The sequence below is a fragment of the Klebsiella sp. A-Nf5 genome (assembly GCF_002810545.1).
GTDB classification, from domain to species: Bacteria; Pseudomonadota; Gammaproteobacteria; order Enterobacterales; family Enterobacteriaceae; genus Klebsiella; species Klebsiella variicola.
In genome coordinates this window covers 59877-81818 of record NZ_PIOG01000023.1, presented here as the reverse complement: position 1 = coordinate 81818, position 21942 = coordinate 59877, and the positions used below count along the sequence as shown (strand labels likewise).

General features: G+C 57.8%; 20 protein-coding genes, 1 other RNA gene and 1 pseudogene. 6 read left to right on the top strand and 16 right to left on the bottom strand.

Going from position 1 to position 21942, the window contains the following annotated elements:
* Positions 1-16 precede the first annotated feature (16 nt).
* The 3 genes from CWM53_RS01410 to CWM53_RS01400 form a co-directional block, all read right to left on the bottom strand.
* A complete protein-coding gene (locus tag CWM53_RS01410; protein WP_100632146.1) occupies positions 17-685 on the bottom strand; it encodes a molecular chaperone in 669 nt (222 codons plus the stop codon).
* Positions 686-726: 41 nt separating this feature from the next.
* Positions 727-1278, bottom strand: coding sequence for a fimbrial protein (locus tag CWM53_RS01405; protein WP_074387809.1), 552 nt, complete (start codon positions 1276-1278; stop codon positions 727-729).
* Positions 1279-1381: 103 nt separating this feature from the next.
* Positions 1382-1999: a LuxR C-terminal-related transcriptional regulator gene (locus CWM53_RS01400; RefSeq protein WP_074387810.1), complete on the bottom strand. Its 618-nt coding sequence runs from the start codon at positions 1997-1999 to the stop codon at positions 1382-1384.
* 353 nt (positions 2000-2352) lie between these two features.
* Here CWM53_RS01400 and CWM53_RS01395 point away from each other — a divergent pair.
* Positions 2353-3205, top strand: a pseudogene (locus CWM53_RS01395) (transporter substrate-binding domain-containing protein).
* 37 nt (positions 3206-3242) lie between these two features.
* Here the strand turns inward: CWM53_RS01395 and CWM53_RS01390 are convergent.
* From CWM53_RS01390 to speB, 8 genes are read right to left on the bottom strand one after another with little or no spacing between them, the layout of a single operon-like run.
* Complete coding sequence (locus CWM53_RS01390; RefSeq protein ID WP_100730379.1) at positions 3243-4037, bottom strand: SDR family NAD(P)-dependent oxidoreductase; 795 nt, start codon at positions 4035-4037, stop codon at positions 3243-3245.
* Positions 4038-4097: 60 nt separating this feature from the next.
* Positions 4098-5030, bottom strand: a complete 933-nt coding sequence (locus CWM53_RS01385) for a 2-hydroxyacid dehydrogenase (RefSeq protein WP_061153609.1) — start codon at positions 5028-5030, stop codon at positions 4098-4100.
* A gap of 5 nt (positions 5031-5035) precedes the next feature.
* Positions 5036-5764 (bottom strand): class II aldolase/adducin family protein, encoded by a 729-nt coding sequence (locus tag CWM53_RS01380; protein ID WP_004899997.1) that lies wholly within the window; start codon positions 5762-5764, stop codon positions 5036-5038.
* Positions 5765-7285, bottom strand: coding sequence for an amino acid ABC transporter permease/ATP-binding protein (locus CWM53_RS01375; RefSeq protein WP_074387812.1), 1521 nt, complete (start codon positions 7283-7285; stop codon positions 5765-5767). It abuts the gene before it with no gap.
* Between the two features lie 30 nt (positions 7286-7315).
* Positions 7316-8119: an ABC transporter substrate-binding protein gene (locus CWM53_RS01370; RefSeq protein ID WP_016161662.1), complete on the bottom strand. Its 804-nt coding sequence runs from the start codon at positions 8117-8119 to the stop codon at positions 7316-7318.
* 19 nt (positions 8120-8138) lie between these two features.
* Positions 8139-9206 carry an isopenicillin N synthase family dioxygenase gene (locus CWM53_RS01365; protein WP_004145695.1) on the bottom strand — a complete coding sequence of 356 codons (1068 nt, stop codon included), beginning with the start codon at positions 9204-9206 and terminating at the stop codon, positions 8139-8141.
* Entirely contained in the window at positions 9203-10066 is an 864-nt protein-coding gene (locus CWM53_RS01360; protein ID WP_100730378.1) for a sugar phosphate isomerase/epimerase family protein, read from the bottom strand. The genes CWM53_RS01365 and CWM53_RS01360 overlap by 4 nt, the downstream gene beginning before the upstream one ends.
* Positions 10067-10076: 10 nt before the next feature.
* On the bottom strand, positions 10077-11027 hold the full coding sequence (speB, locus tag CWM53_RS01355) for an agmatinase (protein WP_004145693.1): 951 nt from the start codon (positions 11025-11027) through the stop codon (positions 10077-10079).
* A 115-nt stretch (positions 11028-11142) separates the two neighbouring features.
* Between speB and CWM53_RS01350 the strand changes: the two genes are divergently transcribed.
* Together CWM53_RS01350 and CWM53_RS01345 are read left to right on the top strand one after the other, a co-directional pair.
* Entirely contained in the window at positions 11143-12054 is a 912-nt protein-coding gene (locus CWM53_RS01350) for a LysR family transcriptional regulator (RefSeq protein WP_002914199.1), read from the top strand.
* Positions 12055-12467: 413 nt separating this feature from the next.
* Positions 12468-12947 (top strand): RrF2 family transcriptional regulator, encoded by a 480-nt coding sequence (locus CWM53_RS01345; protein ID WP_008806108.1) that lies wholly within the window; start codon positions 12468-12470, stop codon positions 12945-12947.
* Between the two features lie 67 nt (positions 12948-13014).
* On the opposite strand, the gene oqxB is transcribed toward CWM53_RS01345, so the two are convergent.
* Both oqxB and oqxA read right to left on the bottom strand, forming a co-directional pair.
* Entirely contained in the window at positions 13015-16167 is a 3153-nt protein-coding gene (oqxB, locus tag CWM53_RS01340) for a multidrug efflux RND transporter permease subunit OqxB (protein WP_074387814.1), read from the bottom strand.
* A 23-nt stretch (positions 16168-16190) separates the two neighbouring features.
* A complete protein-coding gene (gene oqxA / locus CWM53_RS01335) occupies positions 16191-17366 on the bottom strand; it encodes a multidrug efflux RND transporter periplasmic adaptor subunit OqxA (RefSeq protein ID WP_100730377.1) in 1176 nt (391 codons plus the stop codon).
* Between the two features lie 333 nt (positions 17367-17699).
* On the opposite strand from oqxA, the gene CWM53_RS01330 reads away from it, so the two are divergent.
* Complete coding sequence (locus CWM53_RS01330; protein WP_077274722.1) at positions 17700-18053, top strand: helix-turn-helix domain-containing protein; 354 nt, start codon at positions 17700-17702, stop codon at positions 18051-18053.
* Between the two features lie 19 nt (positions 18054-18072).
* Here CWM53_RS01330 and CWM53_RS01325 read toward each other — a convergent pair whose 3' ends face one another.
* On the bottom strand, positions 18073-18645 hold the full coding sequence (locus tag CWM53_RS01325) for a flavin reductase family protein (RefSeq protein WP_100632141.1): 573 nt from the start codon (positions 18643-18645) through the stop codon (positions 18073-18075).
* 211 nt (positions 18646-18856) lie between these two features.
* Between CWM53_RS01325 and CWM53_RS01315 the strand changes: the two genes are divergently transcribed.
* Both CWM53_RS01315 and CWM53_RS01310 read left to right on the top strand, forming a co-directional pair.
* Entirely contained in the window at positions 18857-19741 is an 885-nt protein-coding gene (locus tag CWM53_RS01315) for a LysR family transcriptional regulator (RefSeq protein ID WP_100730376.1), read from the top strand.
* A gap of 124 nt (positions 19742-19865) precedes the next feature.
* On the top strand, positions 19866-20666 hold the full coding sequence (locus CWM53_RS01310; RefSeq protein WP_100675884.1) for a hypothetical protein: 801 nt from the start codon (positions 19866-19868) through the stop codon (positions 20664-20666).
* A 277-nt stretch (positions 20667-20943) separates the two neighbouring features.
* Here the strand turns inward: CWM53_RS01310 and ssrA are convergent.
* Positions 20944-21306: a transfer-messenger RNA gene (gene ssrA, locus CWM53_RS01305) on the bottom strand.
* A gap of 142 nt (positions 21307-21448) precedes the next feature.
* On the bottom strand, positions 21449-21931 hold the full coding sequence (gene smpB, locus CWM53_RS01300) for an SsrA-binding protein SmpB (RefSeq protein ID WP_002914164.1): 483 nt from the start codon (positions 21929-21931) through the stop codon (positions 21449-21451).
* Positions 21932-21942 lie beyond the last annotated feature (11 nt).

Sequence of the window (21942 nt, the reverse complement as noted above, 5' to 3'; positions counted from 1 at the left end):
TAAAGAGGTGCGACGTTTATTTTTTTATTGGAATATCAACAACGGCGCCGTAATCATTAATATATTTCATTTTGTGCAAGCGCTGCATGCTGGCGATATTGACAGCGTGATGACTGTACGGCAGCAACATAAAATTTTTCAGAGGATAGATTTTGCCTTTGTTATCGATCACCTCGGCATTAATAACAGTAACATGCAGTGGACTGTTGTTAGTAAAAGATAACGTGTTAGCGCTTTGCTGCCACTGCAGATTTTCAACAGCTTTGGTCAACGATGTGGCAATCCCTTGCGGGCGATAAAATAGTTTTAATCGGGTGCGAATCGCGAACTGCAGAATGTTATTCCCCTCAGGCGCAGGAGGGACCTCCTGAATATTCACCCAAAACAGACTTTCCCTGTCGACAGGAAGACCGGTTCCTGAGTAAATAAAGCGAAGTTGTGCCGATTGCTCGGGGCGTAATTTGACCAGGGGCGGCGTTGCCACAATGGGTAAGCCGCTGCTGGGGGTCTCCGGACCCGTATCAAGCCAGGTCTGGACGATATAGTTTTTGCTGCTTCGGTTGTTAATTTTCAGACTGGCCGATTTATCTTTGCCCGAATAAATGACCCGTGAGGCATCGATGGTAATGGCCGCCTGGGTCTGAAAAGCCAAAGCGCCTATGATCACTGCCAGCAGCGTTTTCATATCTTACCCCTTATCCGCGTCGTGCCGTCCCTGGCCAAGAGTTAGTTCTGCATAATGGTAAACCTGGCGGTCGCATTGCCGTCGCCAGCTTTGACGTTTGTTTTATCCCAGGTGTAGTAATAGGCTTTCAGGTTGAAGGTACCGGAGCCGCCATCGGCATCGATCGTAATGCTCGGGTCGACGTCGGGATCGAAAGGTTTATCGAGCGTGACTGGGGTATTATCGCGGGCGGTTAGCTTAATGCCGACTTTTTCAGCCGAATCCGGATCCGCATCGAGAGCCAGTACGTTAGTGATAGGCGCGTCGGTGGCTGATGCGCCGTCGAGCACAATATAGTACGTGCCCTCTTCACAATTTTTGACGCTAATATTGACCCCAACTTCTGGTCCGGTACCATTGGTATCATTTTTTAATTTAGACAGCGGAACAGAGCCCATCTTAACCTCAATGACACCTTGCGCATTGGCGCCTTCCAGTTCGCAAGTTGAGTTGACAATTTTACCGACAAAATTCAGCGTACCGTCCGCCGCAGTGGCATAGTGTGAGGTCAAGCCGACGAGTGCCATTGCCAGGCAAAGTGATTTCATTTTCATAGCCAATTCCTTCTGTTGTGACCCTGGGAAGCTAATAGCCAGGCATACTCATTGACGCTGCGTAAGCCGTTAGCTCTGTTGTTGTGATAGCCATAAAGCGTACTTATCCCCCCTCCAGGGAGTGCAGGAAATGATACAGACCTGCGATATTGCGGACATTGAGTTTCTGGTAGATGTTTCTCCGATAGTGACTGATCATCATATTGCTAAGATCGGTGGCCTGAGCAATTTTTTTATTATTTAAACCTGAGATGATGTAGGGGAGAAGAGAGTCCTCCTGTTTCGTAAGTTTAATATTGACACAACTGTCCAGCGAGCTAATTGATTTTCTGAACACTTTAATACAGCGATGATCAGACGCATTCTGTAAATATTTCTGCAGCCGTTGGGTAACATCTATATAATCAAGCACGATCGTCGAAATAGAGTTTATGATAATGTTTTCGACTGGATCGGCAAGAATCTCACTTTTAACGACAAAAACGATATCGCCATGAATGATCTTTTTTTTACGATAGAGCAGTGCGGCTAATTGTTGAATGTCCGGGTGGCTATAGTCCACGATAATGGTTCTGGCTATGGTTAGACTTTTCTCATTCACGTCAGAAATATTATCCAGAAACAATGTTTGACTATACCGACGTTGAGCACTCATGGTCATGTTAACAAGAGACCGGATGCCGTTAATAAAAAATTTATTGGCGGAAATGATAATAATCATAATGTATTTCCTTATACACTGCTTCTGTAACTAAGTATTACTGCTGGAGGAGGGAGGAGTAAATAAGATGATAAGCAGGATCATTAGAAAAATCCTAACGAAAGTTGTTGCATGAAGTGTTTTTAGTTATTAATCAGAAGGTTGTGATTTAACATTCAACTATTAAATCATAAGGGGAAGGTAAAACAAGCGATAAGAAATAATATATTAAACGTATGGCCAGCAATAAAATATGAATGTGCTGCGGGGCATTTTACTGAAAGTCAAAACAACCAGCAAGCTCGTAGCGAGAAAGAAGATTAATTATCATTTTGCCCCACGCCGGGTTGTATGTCCCGATGATTAAAAATAGGATGAATGCCCTGGCACATGCTGCGGATGGTGTTGACTGATAAGCGGCCGATCACCCCGGCGCGAAAACCCGATAACGATAAGGATGGCGAGATGAAACTGACGGTGGGGCTGGCGCTGACGCTGGCGATAATGACCTGCGGCGCCCAGGCGCGTGATATGCAAACCATCGAGCACAGCGGTGAGCTGAAGGTGGGCGTGCCGGGCGATTATGCCCCGCTGGCGTTTCGCAATGCCGCCGGCGAGCTGCAGGGCTATGACGTGGACATGGCCCGCGATCTCGGGCGCACGCTGGGGCTGAAGGTGAGCTTCGTCTACACCAGCTGGCCCGTGCTCGCCGCCGATCTGCAGGCGGACAAGTTTGATATTGCGATGGGCGGCGTGACGCAGACTCCGGCGCGGGCGAAGGACTTCGCCCTCAGCCACCCGGTAGTGGCAAACGGTAAAATCGCCTTAGCCAACTGCCAGGCCGCCCCGCGGCTCGGCTCGCTGGAGAAGATTGACCGCCCGGAGGTGAAGGTGGTCGTCAACCCTGGCGGCACAAACCAGAGCTTTGTCGATGAGCATATTAAGCAGGCGCAGATCATTCGCGTGCAGAACAACGTCGACAACCTGGAGGCGCTGCGGCAGAAAACGGCCGATATGATGGTGACTGACCTGATCGAAGGCGACTACTATCAGAGCAAAGAGCCCGGCGTGTTCTGCGTTGCTAACGAAACGCCGTTTGCCGGCACTGCCAGCGACAAAGTGTATATGATGAATAAAGATAACCCGGCGCTGCTGGAGAAAGTGAACCAGTGGCTGGATAGCCAGGACAAAAGTGTTCTCAAACGGAAGTGGAAAATTCGCGGTTAACCGCTGAGCTAAGAGGGGAGAGGGTCTCCCCTGCGATTCAGAGAATATCATCCACCACGCCGCCGTCGACGCGCAGCGCGGCGCCGGAGGTGGCCGATGCCTGCGGCGAGCAGATGTAGACCACCATATTGGCGACCTCTTCCACCGAGGCCGCCCGCTGGATCACCGAACTCGGACGATGGGTCATGACAAACGCTTTCGCCAGTTCCTCCAGCGACTGGCCGGTTTTCGCCACGTCGTCTTTCAGCATCTCGGCAAAGCCGTCGGAAATCGTCGGCCCTGGCAGTACGCTGTTAACGGTCACTCCGCTGCCGGCGACATATTTCGCCAGGCCGCGGGCCAGCGACAGCTGCGCGGTCTTGGTCACGCCATAATGGATCATGTCCGCCGGGATATTGCGCGCCGATTCTGAGGAGATAAACACCACCCGCCCCCAGCCTTTACTGACCATCGCCGGGAGCAGCCCCCGCGACAGGCGTACGCCGGACATGACGTTGGTCTGCCAGTAGTTGTCCCAGGTCGCGTCGTCGGTGGCGTAGAAATCCTGCGGGCCATAGATCCCGGCGTTATTGACCAGAATATCGACGCCGGTCACCGCCCGCAGCAGCTGGGCTGCGCCGTCGGCGTCGCTGAGGTCGGCGATGGCGGGGCGCGCCTTCGTGCCCGGCACCTCATTTTGCAGACGAGCGATCGCGGCGTTCACGCTTTGCTCGCTGCGCCCGTTAATGATGACCTCTGCGCCGCTCTCCGCCAGGCCTTTGGCAATGGCGAAGCCAATCCCCGCCGTGGAGGCGGTGACCAGTGCGACTTTCCCCGCTAAATCAATCTTCATGTTCCTGCCTTCTGGTTGTGGATCTCCCATTAAGCGTAGCAGCGGCGGTATGGTTGGGGATCAGTAACCGGCGTGCTTATTGACCAGGTTTTTCAGCGGCAGTCCACGGCGCTGGCGCTGAATGTTCTCCAGCAGCTGGCGGGCGATCACCTCAGCAGGGGCCGCAGAGGCCATATGCGGGGTGATGACCACCTGCGGATGGCGCCACAGCGGATCGTCCGCCGGCAATGGCTCCTGCGGGAAGACGTCGAGCACCGCCCCGGCGAGCTGTCCGCTCTCCAGCGCCGCCAGCACATCTTCATTGACCATATGCTCCCCGCGGCCGCAGTTGATCAACACCGCCCCGGCGGGTAGCTGGTTGAACAGCGGTGCGGCGAGGATACCGCGGGTCTGCGCGGTGAGCGGCAGGAGGTTAATCAGCCCGTCAAGCGACCCAAGGAAGTTGCCGAGCGCCTCCTCGCCGCGATAGCAGGTGACGCCAGCCAGCTGCTTTTCACTGCGCGACCAGCCGGAGACCCGATAGCCGAGGCGGGCCAGCTGGTCAGCGATATAGCCGCCAATTTCGCCCAGACCCATAATGCCGATATGGAAGTCGGCGGCGGCGCGCTGGGGATAGAGCTTCCAGGTTTGGGTTCGCTGGTGGGCCAGCGCCCGGTCGAAATGGCGCTGAAACCACAGGACGCTCCACAGGGCATATTCGAACATGCCGTGGCGAAAATCTTCATCGATCACCCGGCACAGCGGGATCTCGCTGGCGAACAGCGCGGGCGGCAGATGATCGACCCCGGCGGACGCGGCCTGGATCAGCTTCAGCCCCGGCGAGCGGCTCAGCAGCTGCGGGTCCGGGAACCAGCAGCTGGCGTACTGGGCGTCGCGCGCCGCCTGGTGATGGGGCAGAAGCGCCGTGACGTCGGGAAACTGCTGCAGGGCGGCGCAAATATCGCGGGCGAAATCCGCGTCGTTACAATCCACAACGATAGTGATATCAGACATAGGCGTTAGTCTTTGTAAGAGGTATCGAGACGGTCAAGACGGCGCAGCCACGCCTGCCAGACCTGTTGACGTTCATGCTCCACGCCCATCAGCTGCTCGCAGGCGTGCTGGCTGAGGTGCGGAGCGATGGTGTGGATCGGGCTGAGGGCCGCCAGCTGGGCGGTGGCCATCTGGATCTCGCAGGCGCGGTTCAGGTAGTACATGATGTAAAACGCGTCAGCCACGGTGCGGCCCACCGACAGCAGGCCGTGGCTCTGCAGGATCATGGCGATATTATTCCCCAGCGAGCGCTGGATGCGCGCCCGTTCGTCGAGGTCAAAAGCCACCCCTTCATAGGGATGGTAGCCGACGCGCTGGTAAAACTCGGTGCTGATCTGGTTGAGCTGCAGCAGGCCGTCCTCGCAGGCGGCCACCGCCATTCCCGGCAGCGTATGGGTGTGGATCACGCAGTGGGCGTCTTCCCGGGCCATATGCACCGCGCTGTGGATGGTGAACCCCGCCGAGTTAGCTGGCGCGTCGCCCTCTACGACCTTGCCCTGCATATCCACCACGATCAGGTTGCTGGCGGTGACTTCGTCAAACATCATGCCGAAGGGGTTAATTAAAAAACGCGGCTCGCCATCGCCGGGCAGGCGCACGGAGAAGTGGGTGTAGAGGGTATCCTCCCAGCCGAACAGCGCTGCCAGCCGGTAGGCGGCGGCCAGCTGCTGGCGCAGGTGTTGCTCAGTTGCCATTTAGCGTACTCCCATAAATTCACGGATTCGTTGCAGAGAAGGGGCCTCCAGCGGGCTGCGGATCACCTGCGGGGCGATATCGGCCTGCACCACGCCGTTCTCCATCAGCACTACGCGGTCGGAAATCGACAGGGCGAAGTCCATCTCGTGAGTGACAATCAGCATGGTCATGCCTTCGCGGGCCAGCGACTGAATGACCTTCAGTACTTCGCCTACCAGCTCCGGATCCAGCGCCGAGGTTGGCTCGTCAAACAGCATAATGTCCGGCTTCAGCGCCAGCGCCCGGGCGATCGCCACGCGCTGCTGCTGGCCGCCGGAGAGCTGCCAGGGGTATTTGTGGGCATGGGCCAGCAGGCCGACGCGGTCGAGCAGCACCAGGGCCTGTTCTCTGGCGACCGGCTGGTCCAGCAGTTGGTGATAGCGCGGGGCCAGCATCACGTTGTCGAGCACCGTACGGTGGGGGAACAGGTTGAAGCTCTGGAAGACCATGCCGATGCGCCGCACCCCGGCGCGCATCTGGCGCTTATCAACGATGGCTCCGCCTTTCAGATAGTCTTCGCCGTAGAGAATGATCTCCCCGCCATCAATGCTTTCGAGGGCGTTGATGGTGCGGATCAGGGTGGTTTTGCCGGAGCCGGACGGGCCGATGATGCTGATCACCTCCCCGTTCTCCACCTGCAGATCGATGCCTTTCAGCACCTCATGCTGACCCCAGGATTTGCGGATGCCCCGCAGATCGAGCGCTGGCGGCGCGCCGTTGACGGCCGGGGTTTTGATCTCCTCCGTCAGCGCCGGCAGGCTCTGGCGCAGCGCCTGGCATTCCGCCTCGCTGAGGGTTTGCGGACGCTTACGCTGAATATCGAGACGATTTTCCAGCGCCCGGAACAGCCAGGTGAAGACGGTAACCACCATCACGTAGTACACCGCCACCGCCAGCAGGGTCTCCATCACGAGAAAATTCTGCGCATATAAGCGCTGGCCGGTGAGCAGCAGTTCGGGTAAGGAGACCACCGACAGAATCGAGCTCAGCTTAATGATGGTGATGTATTCATTGATCAGCGTCGGCAGCGAGATGCGAAACGCCTGAGGAATAACAATCAGCCGCTGGATGCCGATAAAGCTGAAGCTCAGCGCATGGCCCGCCTCGCTCTGCCCCTTGGCCACCGACAGCAGTCCGCCGCGGTGGATCTCCGCCATATAGGCCGCTTCGGTGACGGTCATCGACACCAGCCCGGCGATAAACGGCACCCCGAGCAGCGGCTGGGTCACCGGAAACAGCTGCGGCAGGTTGTAGACAAACACCAGCAGCACCATCAGCGGCACGCTGCGAAAAAACCAGATATAGAGTTCGACGGGGATCTTGACCCAGCGCGGCGCGGAGAGCTTCGCGCAGGCTAACAGAAAACCGACCACCAGGCCGATCCCCCAGGACAAGGTGCTGACCACGATCACGGTCACGCACGCCTGCCAGAATGCTCCAATGCTAAACAATGAAAAAAAGTATCCCCAATCGAACGCCATACTGACTCCTGTTGCGCAGTGCTTATTGTTTTAATCGATGCTTTCTAAGTTGTATTTCTTGATCAGCGCGGCATATTGGCCGTTGGCTTTCAGCGTGGCCAGGGTGGCCTTAATCGCCTCCGCCAGCTCGGTGTTGCCTTTGGCGACGTAGATCCCCAGCGGCAGCGGGTAGACCAGGCGCGTAGAGCTTATCCCCAGGCGGCCGCGGCTCTTGTCGACGATGATCTGCGCCGCCGGGGCAATCTCAAGCTGGGCGCCGATGTTCTTCGACAGCAGCGCCTGCGAGGCTTCCGGCGCCGTCGGGAACTCCTGAATGGTGATGGCCGGTTTGCCGTTTTTCAGGCACCACTCATCGGAGTGTTTTTTCAGGCTGGTCACCCAGGTAGTGCCTGCCTGCAGACCGACCTTCACACCGCAGAGCTCATCTTCGGTTTTCGGCTGCACCGCGCCGCCCTTCAGGGCGATGATCGACGCGCCGGAGAGGGCGTAAGGGATGGCGTCGGCCTGCTTCTGGCGTTCCGGCGTTACGTACATCCCGGAGATCACCGCATCATATTTCTTGCCGATGCCGAGGATCAGGCTGGTGAACTTGGTGTCGATCAGCTGCGGTTTGGCCTGCAGATGTTGGGCGATCAGCGCGGCAAAATCCGGGTCGAGACCGACGATGTTGTTATTGCTGTCATAGGACTCAAACGGCGGGTAGGTGACCTCCATCCCCACCTTAAAGACGCCCTCGGTCAGCAGTTCCGCCGCCTGGGTGACAGGGGAAAAACAGGCGCTGACGGCGAGGGTAAGCGCGACACGGCGCGAGATTTTTTTCAGGGTGCTAGTCATCATGGTTCCTCACGGGTGGTTAGGGGTTTTTTTGCTGTGCCTGTTTTTTCAAATGGCCAAACGTATTGGTGCCGCGCGCGCGCTCCGGTAGCTGAAGTTCACCGCGATTGACCTTCTCACGCAGGTAGCGATAGGTTTGCAGCGCCTGGCTCCACATATGCTCCCCGATGCTGAGCTCCTGATATTCACCGGCTTCGCCAGCGGCGAGAAAAGTCGGCAGCGGGCGGATCAGCGTGTGGTAATCACAGGCGAAAAACAGCGGGAAGGAGTACCGCTCCTGCGGCACTTTGCGCACCCGGTGGGCTGTAGCAACAAATGTGCCAGCGCTGAGCACTTCCAGCATGTCGCCGATATTGATCACGAACGCCTCTTCTCCGGCGGCGTTCTTGACGGGAGGTGCATCGATCCACACGCTTTCTTCATTGAGGACTTCAAGCCCGGGCTGGTCGGCGAGCAGCAGGGTGAAGCACTCATAGTCGGTATGTGCACCAATTCCGGGAACATCTTCGACGCTGGCGTCGAACGGGTAATGGATCAGCCGCAGCTTGGCCGGTGGGCAGGTCACCATCGGTTTGAAATACCCTTCCGGCAGGCCGAGCGCGAGGGCGAAAGCGTCAAACAGACGGTGGCCGAGGGCGAAGACTGCATCATAGTAGGCCAGCACCCGCGCGCGGAAATCCGGCAGATCGGGCCACTCGTTGGCGCCGATCAGCGGCGTGCCGGCGAGCACCAGCGGATGGTCATCCGCTGCCTGGAAGCCGATATCGAAGGCCTCTTTATGGTCCGGCTTGCCGGAGCCGTAGATCTCTTCTCCTTCCGGAACGTAGCCCTTATGGCTTTTGGAGTGGCCGATGTAATAGTTCATCTTCTCCTCCATCGGCAGGGCGAAGATCTGCTTCGCCGCCTCGCGGACGCCGGCGATCAGCGCCGGGTCGATGCCGTGGCCGGTGATGTAGAAAAAGCCCACCTCGCGCGCCGCGCGGCCGATGGCGTCGGCCACCGCCTGGCGCCTGGCGAGATCGTCGCCGGCCAGATCGCGGATATCGATGGTCGGGAGTTCAGTAAAAGCGTGCTTCACGGCGGTCATGGCTGCGGTTCCTGTTCAGTGAGCGTTAAAAACTGCTGAAAGTGGGCCTGCTGGCGCGCGACCATCCAGGCGTTGAGCGACCAGAGATCGGCCACCGGGACGTTGGTGAACGGCAGATGGTGCAGATAGCCGTCGGCGCCAAACTCAGGGGTCAGCGTGGTCTGCGGGTAGCCGCGCTGGCGCTGTGAATGCCAGATTTGCTGCCAGAAGCGCTCGGCAAAAGTCAGCGCCGGCTGATACTCCGGCGCCGCCGGGTGCGGCACCTGCGGCCCCTGGTCGTAGCCCACCCGAGCCTGCACGTGATGCACGCGGTCGATAAAGGCGCTGAAGTCATCGCAGGGGTCATCCAGCAGGCGCTCGCTGACCACCACCCAGTGGCTGATGTCGGCGGTAAAGCGCAACTGGGGGAGCTGCTGAATAATCTCCAGTGTGAGCCACGGGCTGTACAGCGAGGTGGCGCGATGGGTTTCAAAGCTGCAGGTCAAACCAAACCCGGCGGCCAGCTCGTGCGCCTTGCCGAGAAAATCGACCTGCTGCGCCAGCGGCCAGCGATCGTTGCCCGCCAGCAGATTGACAAAGCGCGGGTTGAGGCTGCTGGCCTCGGCGAAGCGGGTCTGCAGGCGTGCCAGATGCTGCTCCGGCGTTTCATGCTGGGCGGGGAGCACTCCGCCGCCGCTGAAAAGAATGGCGATATACTCCAGCCCTGACGCCTGCAGGCGGTCGGCGAGCTGCCGCCGTTCGGCCACCGTTAACGGCACGCGGGCTTCGATACCGCAGCAGCCGACGCGCTGCAGTTCATCCAGCGTTTGCGACCAGGGGGTGGTGACTCCCCAGAGGGTGCGAAAGCATTTCAGCTCCATGGCGGCTTCCTCAGGCGTACTTCACGCCGGGCAGGACGCAGAGCATCTCGTACAGCAGGTTGGCCGCCAGCTGGGAGGTATTGCCGCTCACGTCATAGGGGGGCGAGACCTCGACCAGATCGGCGCCAATCAGGTTCAGGCCGCGGCAGCCGCGGACGATCTCCAGCGCCTGAATGGAGGTCAGGCCGCCGACTTCCGGCGTCCCGGTTCCCGGGGCCCAGATGGGATCGAGGCTGTCGATATCAAAGCTGAGATACACCGGCCCGTCGCCCATCTGCTGACGAACTTCGGCCATCAGCGGCGCCAGCGAGGTATGCCAGCACTGCTCCGCCTGCACCAGGCGAAAGCCCTGGTCAACGCCCCACTGGAAGTCGCCGGCGGCGTAGCCCTGGGCGCGCTGGCCAATCTGCACCACCCGTTTGAGGTCGAGCAGTCCCTCCTCAACGGCGCGGCGGAAGGTGGTGCCGTGGGCGATTTTCTCTCCGAACATCTCATCATTGGTATCGGTATGGGCGTCGACGTGGATGAGCCCCACCGGACCATGTTTTTTGGTCAGCGCCCGCAGGATCGGCAGGGTAATGGTGTGGTCCCCGCCGAGGGTCAGCGGGATCAGCGGATAACTATTCAAACCGGTGTAGTAATCTTCGATAATTTGCACCGATTTGAGCAAGCTGTAGGTATTGATCGGCACATCGCCGATGTCGGCCACCGACAGCGAGTCGAACGGTGCGGCGCCGGTTGCCATATTGTACGGACGGATCATCACCGATTCGGCGCGAATATAGCGCGGTCCGTAGCGCGTGCCTGAGCGCTGCGAGGTGCCGATATCCAGCGGAATGCCGACAAATGCCGCGTCAAGTCCCTGTAAATCTTCGATAAACGGCAGGCGCATCATTGTGGCGCGGCCGGCGAAGCGTGGCATCTCATTGCCACCCTGCGGTTGGTGAAAGAGGTTATCCATGTCTGCTCCTGAATCTGACGGATGAAACGTAACAGGAGAGATAGTGCGCAACCCGCGCTGGACTTTACATCGTCTGACGTAAATACTCAGTTCATTTATTGGTGAACTAAATACGATGCATCACGACGCCAGCCTTAATATTCGACAGCTGCAGGTTTTCGAGGCGGTGGCCCGCCTGGAGAGCTACAGCCGGGCCCAGCAGGAGCTGGGCATTTCGGTCTCCGCCATCAGCAATGCCATGTCGCAGCTGGAGGGACAGCTCGGCTTCACCCTCTGCCAGCGCGGGCGCGGCGGCTTTTCCCTGACCGAGAAAGGTCAGCAGTTTTTACAGCAGGCGATCCGCGTGCTGAGCGAACTCAATGAGCTGGAGCGGCAGTCGGCGCTGCTCAAAGGGGAGCACAGCGGTACCCTGTGCATCTCGACGCTCGACTCCATCGAGACCGAAACGGCGCTCTCGCTGCCGGTGGTTCTGCGCAGCTTCAGCGACAAATTTCCCCATGTGCATATCAAACTGATTATTCGCACCCCGGCGGAGCAACTGAACGGCGTGCTGAACAACCATATCGACCTGGCCATCGGCAGTTACAACTCGCAGGTGCATAACATCATCAGCGAGCCGCTGTACCGCGAACAGCACTGGCTCTACTGCAGCGATCTGCACCCGATGTTCTTCAGCCGTCAGCTGGATAAAGAGCAGATCAGCCAGTGCCCGCTGGTGACCCGCAGCTACTGGAACACCAGTGACCTGCGCCGCCGGGGCTTCAGCAAAGGCAGCGCCACCGTCGAGACCGTCGACGCCCAGCTGCTGCTGATCCTCTCGGGGAAATATATTGGCTATCTGCCGGAGCATTACGCCTGGCCGTGGATCAAAGAGAACCGCCTGCGGGTGCTGCTGCCCAACGAGTTTGGCTTTCAGTCGCCATTCTCGGCCATCTGTAAGCGCGGGCGCAGCAATGAGCCCTACCTGAAAGCGTTCCGCGACCTGCTGAAGAAAAACACGGTGGCGCGGCCGAAGTGGAATTACTGAGTGGGGTAGGGGCTTCCCTCCGCCGCGGTGGTGACTCTGGCGCTCAGCGTGCAGCCCGGCGATGGCATTTCTCCTGTTCAAAAAACGAACGGCAGCCGGTAGCCCGCCCGGGCTGCGGCTGCCAGGCAACTGCCTCCAGGTTATCCACAGGGTTAGGCGCCGCTGGTGTGGACAGGTCGCCGGGCGACAGGGTGCGGCTAGCGGAACAAAAGATGGCGTTTGCGTTAAATAAAACGGTACGAAAGGGAATCTGTGTTTGCCCCGCCTTCGCCCGTGAAATCAGAAAATTTACTTCGCAGGCTAACCGCAGATTGCTTCAAAAAAATTCCCGTATTTGTTATATTGTTGTTCATTGATTATTCACCTCTGCGGTGCCAAAAAGAACAAGATTCACCGCAACCCAGGACAATACCATGTTAGATTACCGCTTCCCGACAGCTTTGCAGATGGTTCTCAGCGTAGCAATGGCGGAGCAGATGGGTGAACGTTCGACGAGTGCGATTCTGGCCTACGGACTGGAAGCGAACCCGAGCTTTATCCGTAAACTAATGGTTCCGCTTACTCGTGACGGCATCATCGTCTCCACGCTTGGCCGTAACGGCTCTATTCATCTTGGCCGCCCGGCGGACAAGATCACCCTGCGTGATATCTATCTTTCGGTTATTGAAGATAAAAAGCTGTGGGCGTCGCGTCCCGAAGTTCCGGCCCGCTGTGTGGTCAGCGCCAACGCCTGTTGGTACTTCAAATCGATTGCCGATGAAGCAGAGCAGGCTTCGCTAAATGTCCTTGCTCGTCACACCGTGGCCAGCGCGCTGGAGGCGGTGAAAAATGGCGATAGCAGCGGCTGCGACCCGGTGCCGGAAATGATCGCCCGCTTTAAAAAAGCGCATTAATCATTTTCTGGTGACGAAAAAAAACCGCCTTCAATTGTGAAGGCGGTTTTTTGTTATCTGCTGCAGGTTAGGCGGGCAGATCCTCCTGGACCGGCTTCCTGCGGGTCACCAGTTTTCGCAGCGTCACGTAAAACACCGGTGTCAGGAACAGACCGAACAGCGTCACGCCCAGCATCCCGGAGAACACCGTGATCCCGGTGACACCGCGGACTTCCGCCCCCGCGCCATGGCCGAGGATCAGCGGAATGGTCCCGGCGATAAAGGCGATGGAGGTCATCACGATCGGGCGCAAACGCAGGCGGCATGCCTCCAGCGCCGCTTCCATGATGCCTTTCCCCTGGATCTCCAGCTCGCGGGCAAACTCGACGATCAGAATGGCGTTTTTACAGGCCAGGCCCATCAGGACCACCAGACCCACCTGCACGAAGACGTTGTTATCGCCGCCAGTCAGCCAGACGCCAAACAGCGCGGAGAGCATCGTCATCGGTACGATAAGGATCACCGCCAGAGGCAGGGTCCAGCTTTCATACAGCGCGGCCAGCACGAGGAACGCCAGCAGCACCGCCACCGGGAAGACGATCAGCGCCGTGTTGCCCTGGGTGGCCTGCTGGAAGCTCAGATCCGTCCACTCAATATTCATCCCATTCGGCAGGATCTGCTTCGACAGCTCCTCAAGATGCGTCATCGCCTGCGAAGAAGAGAGGACCCGCGGATCGGCATCGCCAATCAGGTCCGCCGCCGGATAACCGTTGTAGCGGATCACCGGATCCGGCCCGTAGGTGGTACTGATATTCACCATACTGCCGATCGGCACCATTTCACCCTGATTATTGCGGGTGCGCAGATTAGCAATATCTTCCACGCTCTCGCGGAATGGTCCGTCAGCCTGGGCCATCACGCGCCAGGTACGCCCGAACTGGTTAAAGTCATTGACATAAGACGAGCCGAGATAGGTCTGCAGCGTGCCGAACAGATCGGTCAGCGACACCCCCTGCGCTTTCGCCTTATCGCGATCGACCTGCACGTCCAGCTGCGGCACGTTAGCCTGGTAGGTCGAGATCGGGAAGTGCATCCCCGGCGTCTGCATAATCGCCCCGGACATCGCATTCACCGCGCTTTGCAGCGCGCCATAGCCCAGCCCACCGCGATCCTGGATGTAGAGCGAATAGCCGGAGCCCTGGCCCAGTCCTAAAATCGGCGGCGGCAGGATGGAGAAGCCAAAGCCCTGCTGAATTTGCGCGATTTTGGCGTTGATCTCCGCGTTAATTTCCGCCGCCGAGTGTTTGCGCTGATCGAACGGTTTGAGGCCAAAAAAGACCGTCCCGGTATTCGGCGTGTTGGTGAACTGCAGTGCGTTAAGACCCGGGAAGGCGACCGCATAATCGACCCCTTCGGTATTCATCCCGATCTCGCTCATTTTGCGGATCACCGCATCGGTGCGCGCCAGCGACGAACCTTCCGGCATCTTCACGCCGCCAATGAGATACAGCTTGTCCTGGGTGGGAATAAACCCGCCGGGGACGACTTTAAACATCACCCCAGCGGCGCAGAGCAGCAGCAAATACACCACAAACACCGCGCCACGGCGTCCGAGCGTTTTGCTCACCAGTCCCTGATAGCCGTTCGAGCTGCGCAGGAAAAAGCGGTTAAACGGACGGAAAATCCAGCCAAACAGACGATCGATCAGCCGGGTAGGGAGGTCTTTCTTAGCGCCGTGCGGCTTTAACAACAGGGCCGCCAGCGCCGGGGAGAGCGTCAGCGAGTTGATGGCCGAGATCACCGTCGAGATGGCGATGGTCACCGCGAACTGTTTGTAGAACTGGCCGGTGACCCCGGAGAGAAACGCCATCGGCACGAACACCGCACACAGCACCAGTGCAATGGCGATAATCGGCCCGGAGACCTCACGCATCGCCTGGTGCGCCGCCTGCAGGGGAGCCAATCCCTCTTCGATATTACGCTCGACGTTCTCCACCACCACGATGGCGTCGTCCACCACGATACCGATAGCCAGTACCAGCCCGAACAGGCTCAGGGTATTCAGAGAGAAGCCCAGCAGATAGAGAATGCTGAAGGTCCCTACCACCGATACCGGCACGGCGATCAATGGGATAATCGACGCGCGCCAGGTCTGCAGGAACAGGATCACCACCAGCACCACCAGCACCACTGCTTCCAGCAGCGTCTGCACCACCGCGCGGATGGAGTCGCGCACGAAAACCGTCGGGTCGTACGGCGCCGCCCATTTCATATCTTCCGGGAAACGGGTGGCCAGCTCGGCCATTTTGGCGCGTACCGCGTTGGACAGATCGATGGCGTTAGCCCCCGGTGACTGGAAGATACCGATCCCGACCGCATCCTTATTGTTGAGCTGGGAGCGCAGCGCATAGCTGCCGGAACCCATCTCGATGCGCGCCACGTCGCGCAGGCGGACCAGCGAGCCGTCCTGCGCCGTTTTCAGAATGATATTGCCAAACTCTTCTTCAGTATGCAGACGGCCCTGGGCATTAATGGAGATCAGGAAATCGCTCTCCTGCGGCAGCGGCTCGGCGCCAAGCTGTCCGGCAGACACCTGGACGTTTTGCTCCTGCATCGCCGTCACCACATCCGAGGCCGTCAGACCGCGGGCAGCGACCTTATTGGGATCCAGCCAGACGCGCATCGCATATTCACCGGAGCCAAAAATCTGGATCTGGCCGACGCCGGGCAGGCGCGCCAGCTCATCCTTCACTTTCAGCGTGGCGTAGTTGCGCATATACAGCGAGTCGTACTTACCGTTTGGCGAAAACAGATGCACCACCAGGGTCAGCGTCGGAGACTGTTTCTGGGTGGTGATGCCCAGACGGCGTACATCCTCCGGCAGACGCGCTTCCGCCTGCGCGACCCGGTTCTGCACCTGAACCTGCGCCTGATCCGGGTCGGTACCCGGGCGGAAGGTGACGGTGGTGACCAGCACGCCGTCGGAGCCAGCGACCGATTTCATGTACATCATGTTTTCAACGCCGTTGATCGCTTCCTCCAGCGGCGTCGCCACGGTCTCGGCAATCACTTTCGGGTTGGCGCCGGGATACTCCGCGCGCACCTGGACGCTCGGCGGGACGACGTCCGGATATTCGCTCACCGGCAGCAGCGGGATAGCGATTAACCCGGTGATAAAAATTAAAATCGACAGCACCGCGGCGAAAATCGGCCTGTCGATAAAAAAGCGGGAAAAGTCCATGTGTTGGATTCTCTGATTAGGGATCAGTTGAGGGCGGCGCTGGTGGTCATGGCAACGGTTTTGGCATTCACCGGCATACCCGGCATAAACACTTTTTGTAACCCGTCGACGATGACGTTATCCCCAGGGTTCAGCCCCTTCTGAACGATGCGTAAACCGTCTGCCAGACGCCCCGGGGTAATATCACGTCGCTGCGCTTTACCATCTTTATCAACGATATAGACGTATTTACGATCCTGATCGGTCAGTACCGCTTTGTCGTCGATCAGCGTGGCGTTGAACTCGGCGCTGCCCGGCAGACGCACGCGGGCAAACAGCCCCGGTGTGAACAGACGCTGCGAGTTATCCAGCAGCGCGCGCATGCGGATGGTGCCGGTACTCGGCGTTAACTGATTATCGAGAAAATCCACTTTGCCCTGATGGGGGTAACCCTCCTCGCCAACCAGGCCAATCTCCACCGGGAGCGCCTGATTATCGCTGGACGCGCCTTGCCCGCGGCGGGCGAGGTTTTGATAGTGGAGGTAGGTTGACTCGTCGACGTCAAAGTAGACGTACACCGTCTTCTGCGAGACCAGAGTGGTGAGCACGCTGGCGGTGTCGCCCGCGGTGACCAGGTTACCGCTGGTGATCAGCGCCCGGCTGGCGCGGCCATCGATAGGCGCGGTCACTTTGGTGAAGTCGAGGTTAAGCTGCGCGGCATCCACCGCCGCCTGCGCGGCGCGAATATCAGCCTGCGCCTGAACCGCGGCTGACCGGCGCTGCTCCCACTCTTCACGGGAGACAAGATTGGTATGGACTAATTTATCGGTGCGGTTCGCCTCGCTTTGCGCCAGGCTGGCCTGCGTTTTGGCTCTCGCCAGCGTTGCCTGCGCCTGCTCCAGGGCGGCGCGATAGGTTCTGTCATCTATCGTGAACAGCACCTGGCCCTTTTTCACTTCCTGACCGTCGGTGTAATTCACTTTATCAATATATCCCGAGACGCGAGGGCGAAGCTGAACGCTCTCCACCGCTTCAATGCGACCGTTAAAACTATCCCACTGACTGATCGACTTCACCAGCACCTTAGCGGCGCTGACCGTCGGGGCGGGAGGCGCGGCGTTTTGCGCGACGCTGTTGTCGCAGCCGACGAGCAGAAAGGAGAGCATCATCGCGCCGAGCGCGGTCAGGTGAATGTTTCCCCAGGTTTTTTGCAGGCTCATTATTTTTATTCCGGTAATTGTAGCCGCCGGGCAAGACGCAGCGTGAGAGGCCGCGCCACTTCCTTTGTCCGGGCTGGCTTAAGGCCATTTGTGTCGATCATCGCCACAAAACTGTAACAATTTCGAATACACTATCGCGGCGATTGTAGGAAGGCGCTTAACTAAGTGCAAGAATAATTGTTGCACTTTATGTGCGGTCCTGGCTGGAGACAAAAACCGCGATCCCGGCGCGGATTTAAATGTAACAATAAAACTTGCATTTTGTGTGAAACCAGTCCACCTTTAAATGCAACTGATAAAGATGCTTTTAACCGGCTGCGCGGAGGTAACATGATGAACACTGGCGCCATCATTCAGGATCTCATTGACTGGATCGACAACCATCTTGATAGCCGTCTGGATATAGACACCGTTGCCCGACGATCCGGCTATTCGAAGTGGCACCTGCAGCGGATCTTCAAAGAACATACCGGGCAGCCCCTCGGAGAATATATTCGGGCGCAAAAGCTGGAAAAGTCGGTCGAACGCTTAGCCCACAGCAACGAGCCGATCCTGAACGTGGCGATCGCCCTCGGCTTTGACTCCCAGCAGTCCTTCAACCGCAGCTTCAAGCGCCAGTATGGCCAGGCGCCCGGCGTCTGGCGCCGGAGTATCAGCCGCTCTGCTGCGCAGACATCTCGTCAGTAAGCCACATGACCGGGGAGGGTCAGTCCTGACCCGGCCCATGATCGAATTTGCTGCCCTTACCGATGGCATAGAACTGCCCGCCTGCGACATAGTGAACGGTCCGTAGCTCGTCCGGCGCATCATCAAAAATCCAGTGTCCGTTACGGAATACCCGATCATCGCTCCAGGCGGCGACGATGTCGCCCAGAAACAGATTGTGTTGCTGCTGAATGTCCGGGTAGGGCATCACTTTGCACACCAGCCAGCCCGCGCAGCCTGCCACGAGGGGGATGTCGAGCCCCGGCTGATAAATGAAGGGGATGGCGTCATTTTTATCCGGCGCGTCGGCATAGCTGCGCCCGCCAGCGTAGAGGACGGTTGCCATCTGGCTGACTACGGGGATCTGCACCACGAAATAGCCGCTCTTTTCCACCAGCTGACGAGTGAAGGCCTGGGTGCCAATATAGGCCACCACTTTTCGCTCGCCTGCCAGCCCAACCCAGGCGGCTGACATGACATTTTCGACGCCATTATATTTTGCGGAAATCATGGTGGTGGACCCGACCTGCAATAAACGATACGCCTTACTTAATTCGACAGGCTGCACGGACATTATTTTTCCTTTATGCGTGTTATTTAACGTAATGATTATCTGGATATTTATTGAGGGCATGTTCATTTTCGGCCCCTCCTTCGTCATCCACCGAGCAACGATACGCCAGGCGATTAAGCGCAAAAAGATGCGTAAATTGTTTTCATTATTCATAATCAACAAATAATCATGCCGTCTGTCGGTAAGCCGCTCGCTTCAGGGGAGAAAGAAGGTGGATCGTATCCAGGCTATGCAGATGTTTATGCGCGTCGCGGAGGCAGGGAGCTTCGTGCGTGCCGCGGAAAACCTTTCCCTGCCCGCCTCCACTGTCACCAGTACCATTAAAAACCTTGAGAAATACCTGAAGGTGCGGCTGCTGAATCGGACCACAAGGCGGGTGAGCCTTACCCCTGAAGGGCTGCAGTATCTGGCGCAGTGCCGGGAAATTCTCGCCCTCATCGAACATAGTGAATCCACCCTGAGCGAGTCTGTCGCGCGGCCTCAGGGGCGCCTGCGGGTTGATATGCCCGCGGGCATCGCGCATTTCATCGTCATGCCGCATCTGCCGGACTTTTACCGACGCTATCCCGATATCTACCTGATGATCGGCGTCAGCGATCGCCAGGTCGATCTCATTCAGGAAGGCGTCGACTGCGTGATACGAACGGGAGAGCTGAACAACTCCAGCCTGGTGGCCCGCCCTCTGGGCCGCTTTCGCTGGGTAACCTGCGCGTCACCGGACTATCTCAGGGAATATGGCGTGCCGCCGTCACCGGAGGCACTCTCTCAGCACCGGGCGGTGCATTATTTCTCCGGTCAGGCGAGGCGGGCCGATGAGTTCCGCTTCGTTCGCCACGGCGAGACCTTTTCTGTACCCGTCAGCGGCAACGCCGCGGTGAATGAAACGGGGCTCTATATAAAAATGTGCCTGGCGGGCTTCGGGCTGGCGCAGCTGGCGGAGAATATCGTTGCTGACCATCTGCAGGAGGGGAGGCTGGTGGAAGTGCTGGCGAACTGGCAGCCGCCCCCGGTACCCGTCACATTGCTCTATCCGCACCAGCGCTTTCTCTCTCCCGCCGTGCGGGCGTTTGCTGAGTGGATGAGCGAGGTGGTCTGAGGGGAGGATTGCTTGCATTTAGCGCTTCGCGATGGAGCGTAGGGTTCCTGGCGAAATATCTGGTCTGCTGATGAATCGCTCGATATTCTGTAATGCTTTGTCTTTTTTGTGAACAGGAAAAAGTATGCTGAATACGCTACCCGATTTACACAGAAGTTTTGCAGAGCAACTGAAGCTTAAATTACAGTCTGATTCGCGGATCCACTCCCTTCTCGCTGGCGGCTCGTTTATCCATGGCGGGTTTGATCAATACTCCGATCTGGATTTCGTGGTGGTGGTCGACCCTCTCTATTATGACGAAATCATGGCTCAGCGTATGGCGTTCGCCGGAACGCTCGGCCATCTGCTACATGCTTTCACCGGTGAACACGTCGGTGAGCCTCGCCTGCTGATCTGCCTGTTTGGCCCGGAACTTCTTCATGTCGATCTGAAATTTATCACCCTGGACATGCTCACTCAGCGCGTTGAGGAGCCTGCCGTGCTATTTACCCGTGATAACGATGCTCTCGAGCGACAGCTGGCAAAATTTAGTGCTCACTGGCCGAATATGACGCCGGAGTGGTTTGAGTCCCGAGCCTGGATCTGGCTGCATTATGCCGTGGTTAAACTGGGCAGGGGCGAACTCTTCGAAGCGCTGGGGATGCTGTCTTTCTTCCGGGAACAAGTGCTGGGACCGATGCTGTTCCGTCGCGCCAATCTACCGCAACGCGGTGTTCGCCGAATAGAAGCCCTCGGCATTGATCCTGATGGCTTGCTGACTTCCACCCTGGCAACGCACGATCGTCACTCCGTCGGGATTGCCATTCGAAGGGCTGCTGACGCTTATGTCACTCTGCGGGCTGATGCGCTGCCTGACAATATCGCAGACGATGCGGCGCGTCGGGCGGTCCTTGCCATGCTGGATGCGTATTCTGACAAGGGGTAAATCTTTGCCTCTGGCCGCTGACGCGGCCGGAGTGTGAAAGGGTTGTGCGAGTGTCGTGGGAGGTCTAATTCTGAGAGGGGGGTTGGCGGGTAATTGGTAGCGCGAAAACAACAGAGCTTTCGTTGGGCCTATCAATGGGCCTAAAAGGTTCGGATTTAATGAGTTCTCTTCGGACTTCGCGGGATAAATTCAAGGCACAAAAAAGCCCGCAGGGCTTGCGCCGTGCGGGCTTTCAGGACTTCATCGGATGACTCTGGTAATCACCGATGGAGAATTTTGGTGGAGCTGGCGGGAGTTGAACCCGCGTCCGAAATTCCTACATCCTCGGCACTACATGCTTAGTCAGTCTTTACATTCGCTTGCCAGCTGCGGACAGACACGCCACTAACAAACTAGCCTGATTAGATTTAACGCTTCAACCCCAGGCAGGGCATCCACGCGATCTCTTTTGGGTTTGACCTCTCTTTGATCCCCGTCTTAAGAGCGGAAGCTAGGGAGAGAGGGCTCAGAGCAGGGTATTAAGCTGCTAAAGCGTAGTTTTCGTCGTTTGCGACTATTTTTTGCGGCTTTTTACGAGGCCAACCGCCCCTCGGCATGCACCTTGGGTTTCGCAAATCCCGTCGAATCCAGAATCAGCCCCAATGTGTAGGTCAAGTATAACAGATTTGTGAATGTCGTTACCAGCCCCATTACGCAGGATTGTTTCAACGGGGTGGATGAAAAAGCAGCATCAACAAGGATATAGCGTAAGGGCCAGCGATAGCTGGCCCTCGGGGAGGGGGTTAGCGTCCGGCGTGCTTCATAATACGCGCCTTATCCAGCGCCCATTCACGATCTTTCAGATCGGTACGCTTGTCGTGTTGTTTCTTACCTTTGGCGACGCCGATTTTCACTTTGCACCAGGCGTTCTTCCAGTACAGCGACAGGGCGACGACGGTGTAACCTTCGCGGTTAATGCGGCCGTACAGGGTGTCCAGCTCACGCTGGTTAAGCAGCAGCTTACGAGTGCGCGTCGGGTCGCACACATAGTGGGTGGAAGCCACGGCCATGGGCGTAAAGTTGGCGCCGAACAGGAAGGCTTCGCCATCCTTCAGGATGACATAGCTATCGCCGATGTTGGCTTTGCCTGCACGCAGGGATTTGACTTCCCAGCCCTGCAGGGCGAGACCAGCCTCGTATTCATCTTCGATAAAGTATTCGTGACGGGCGCGTTTATTCAGCGCAATGGTGGCTGATCCAGGTTTGTGGGCTTTTTTCTTAGTCATAATGTCCTGAA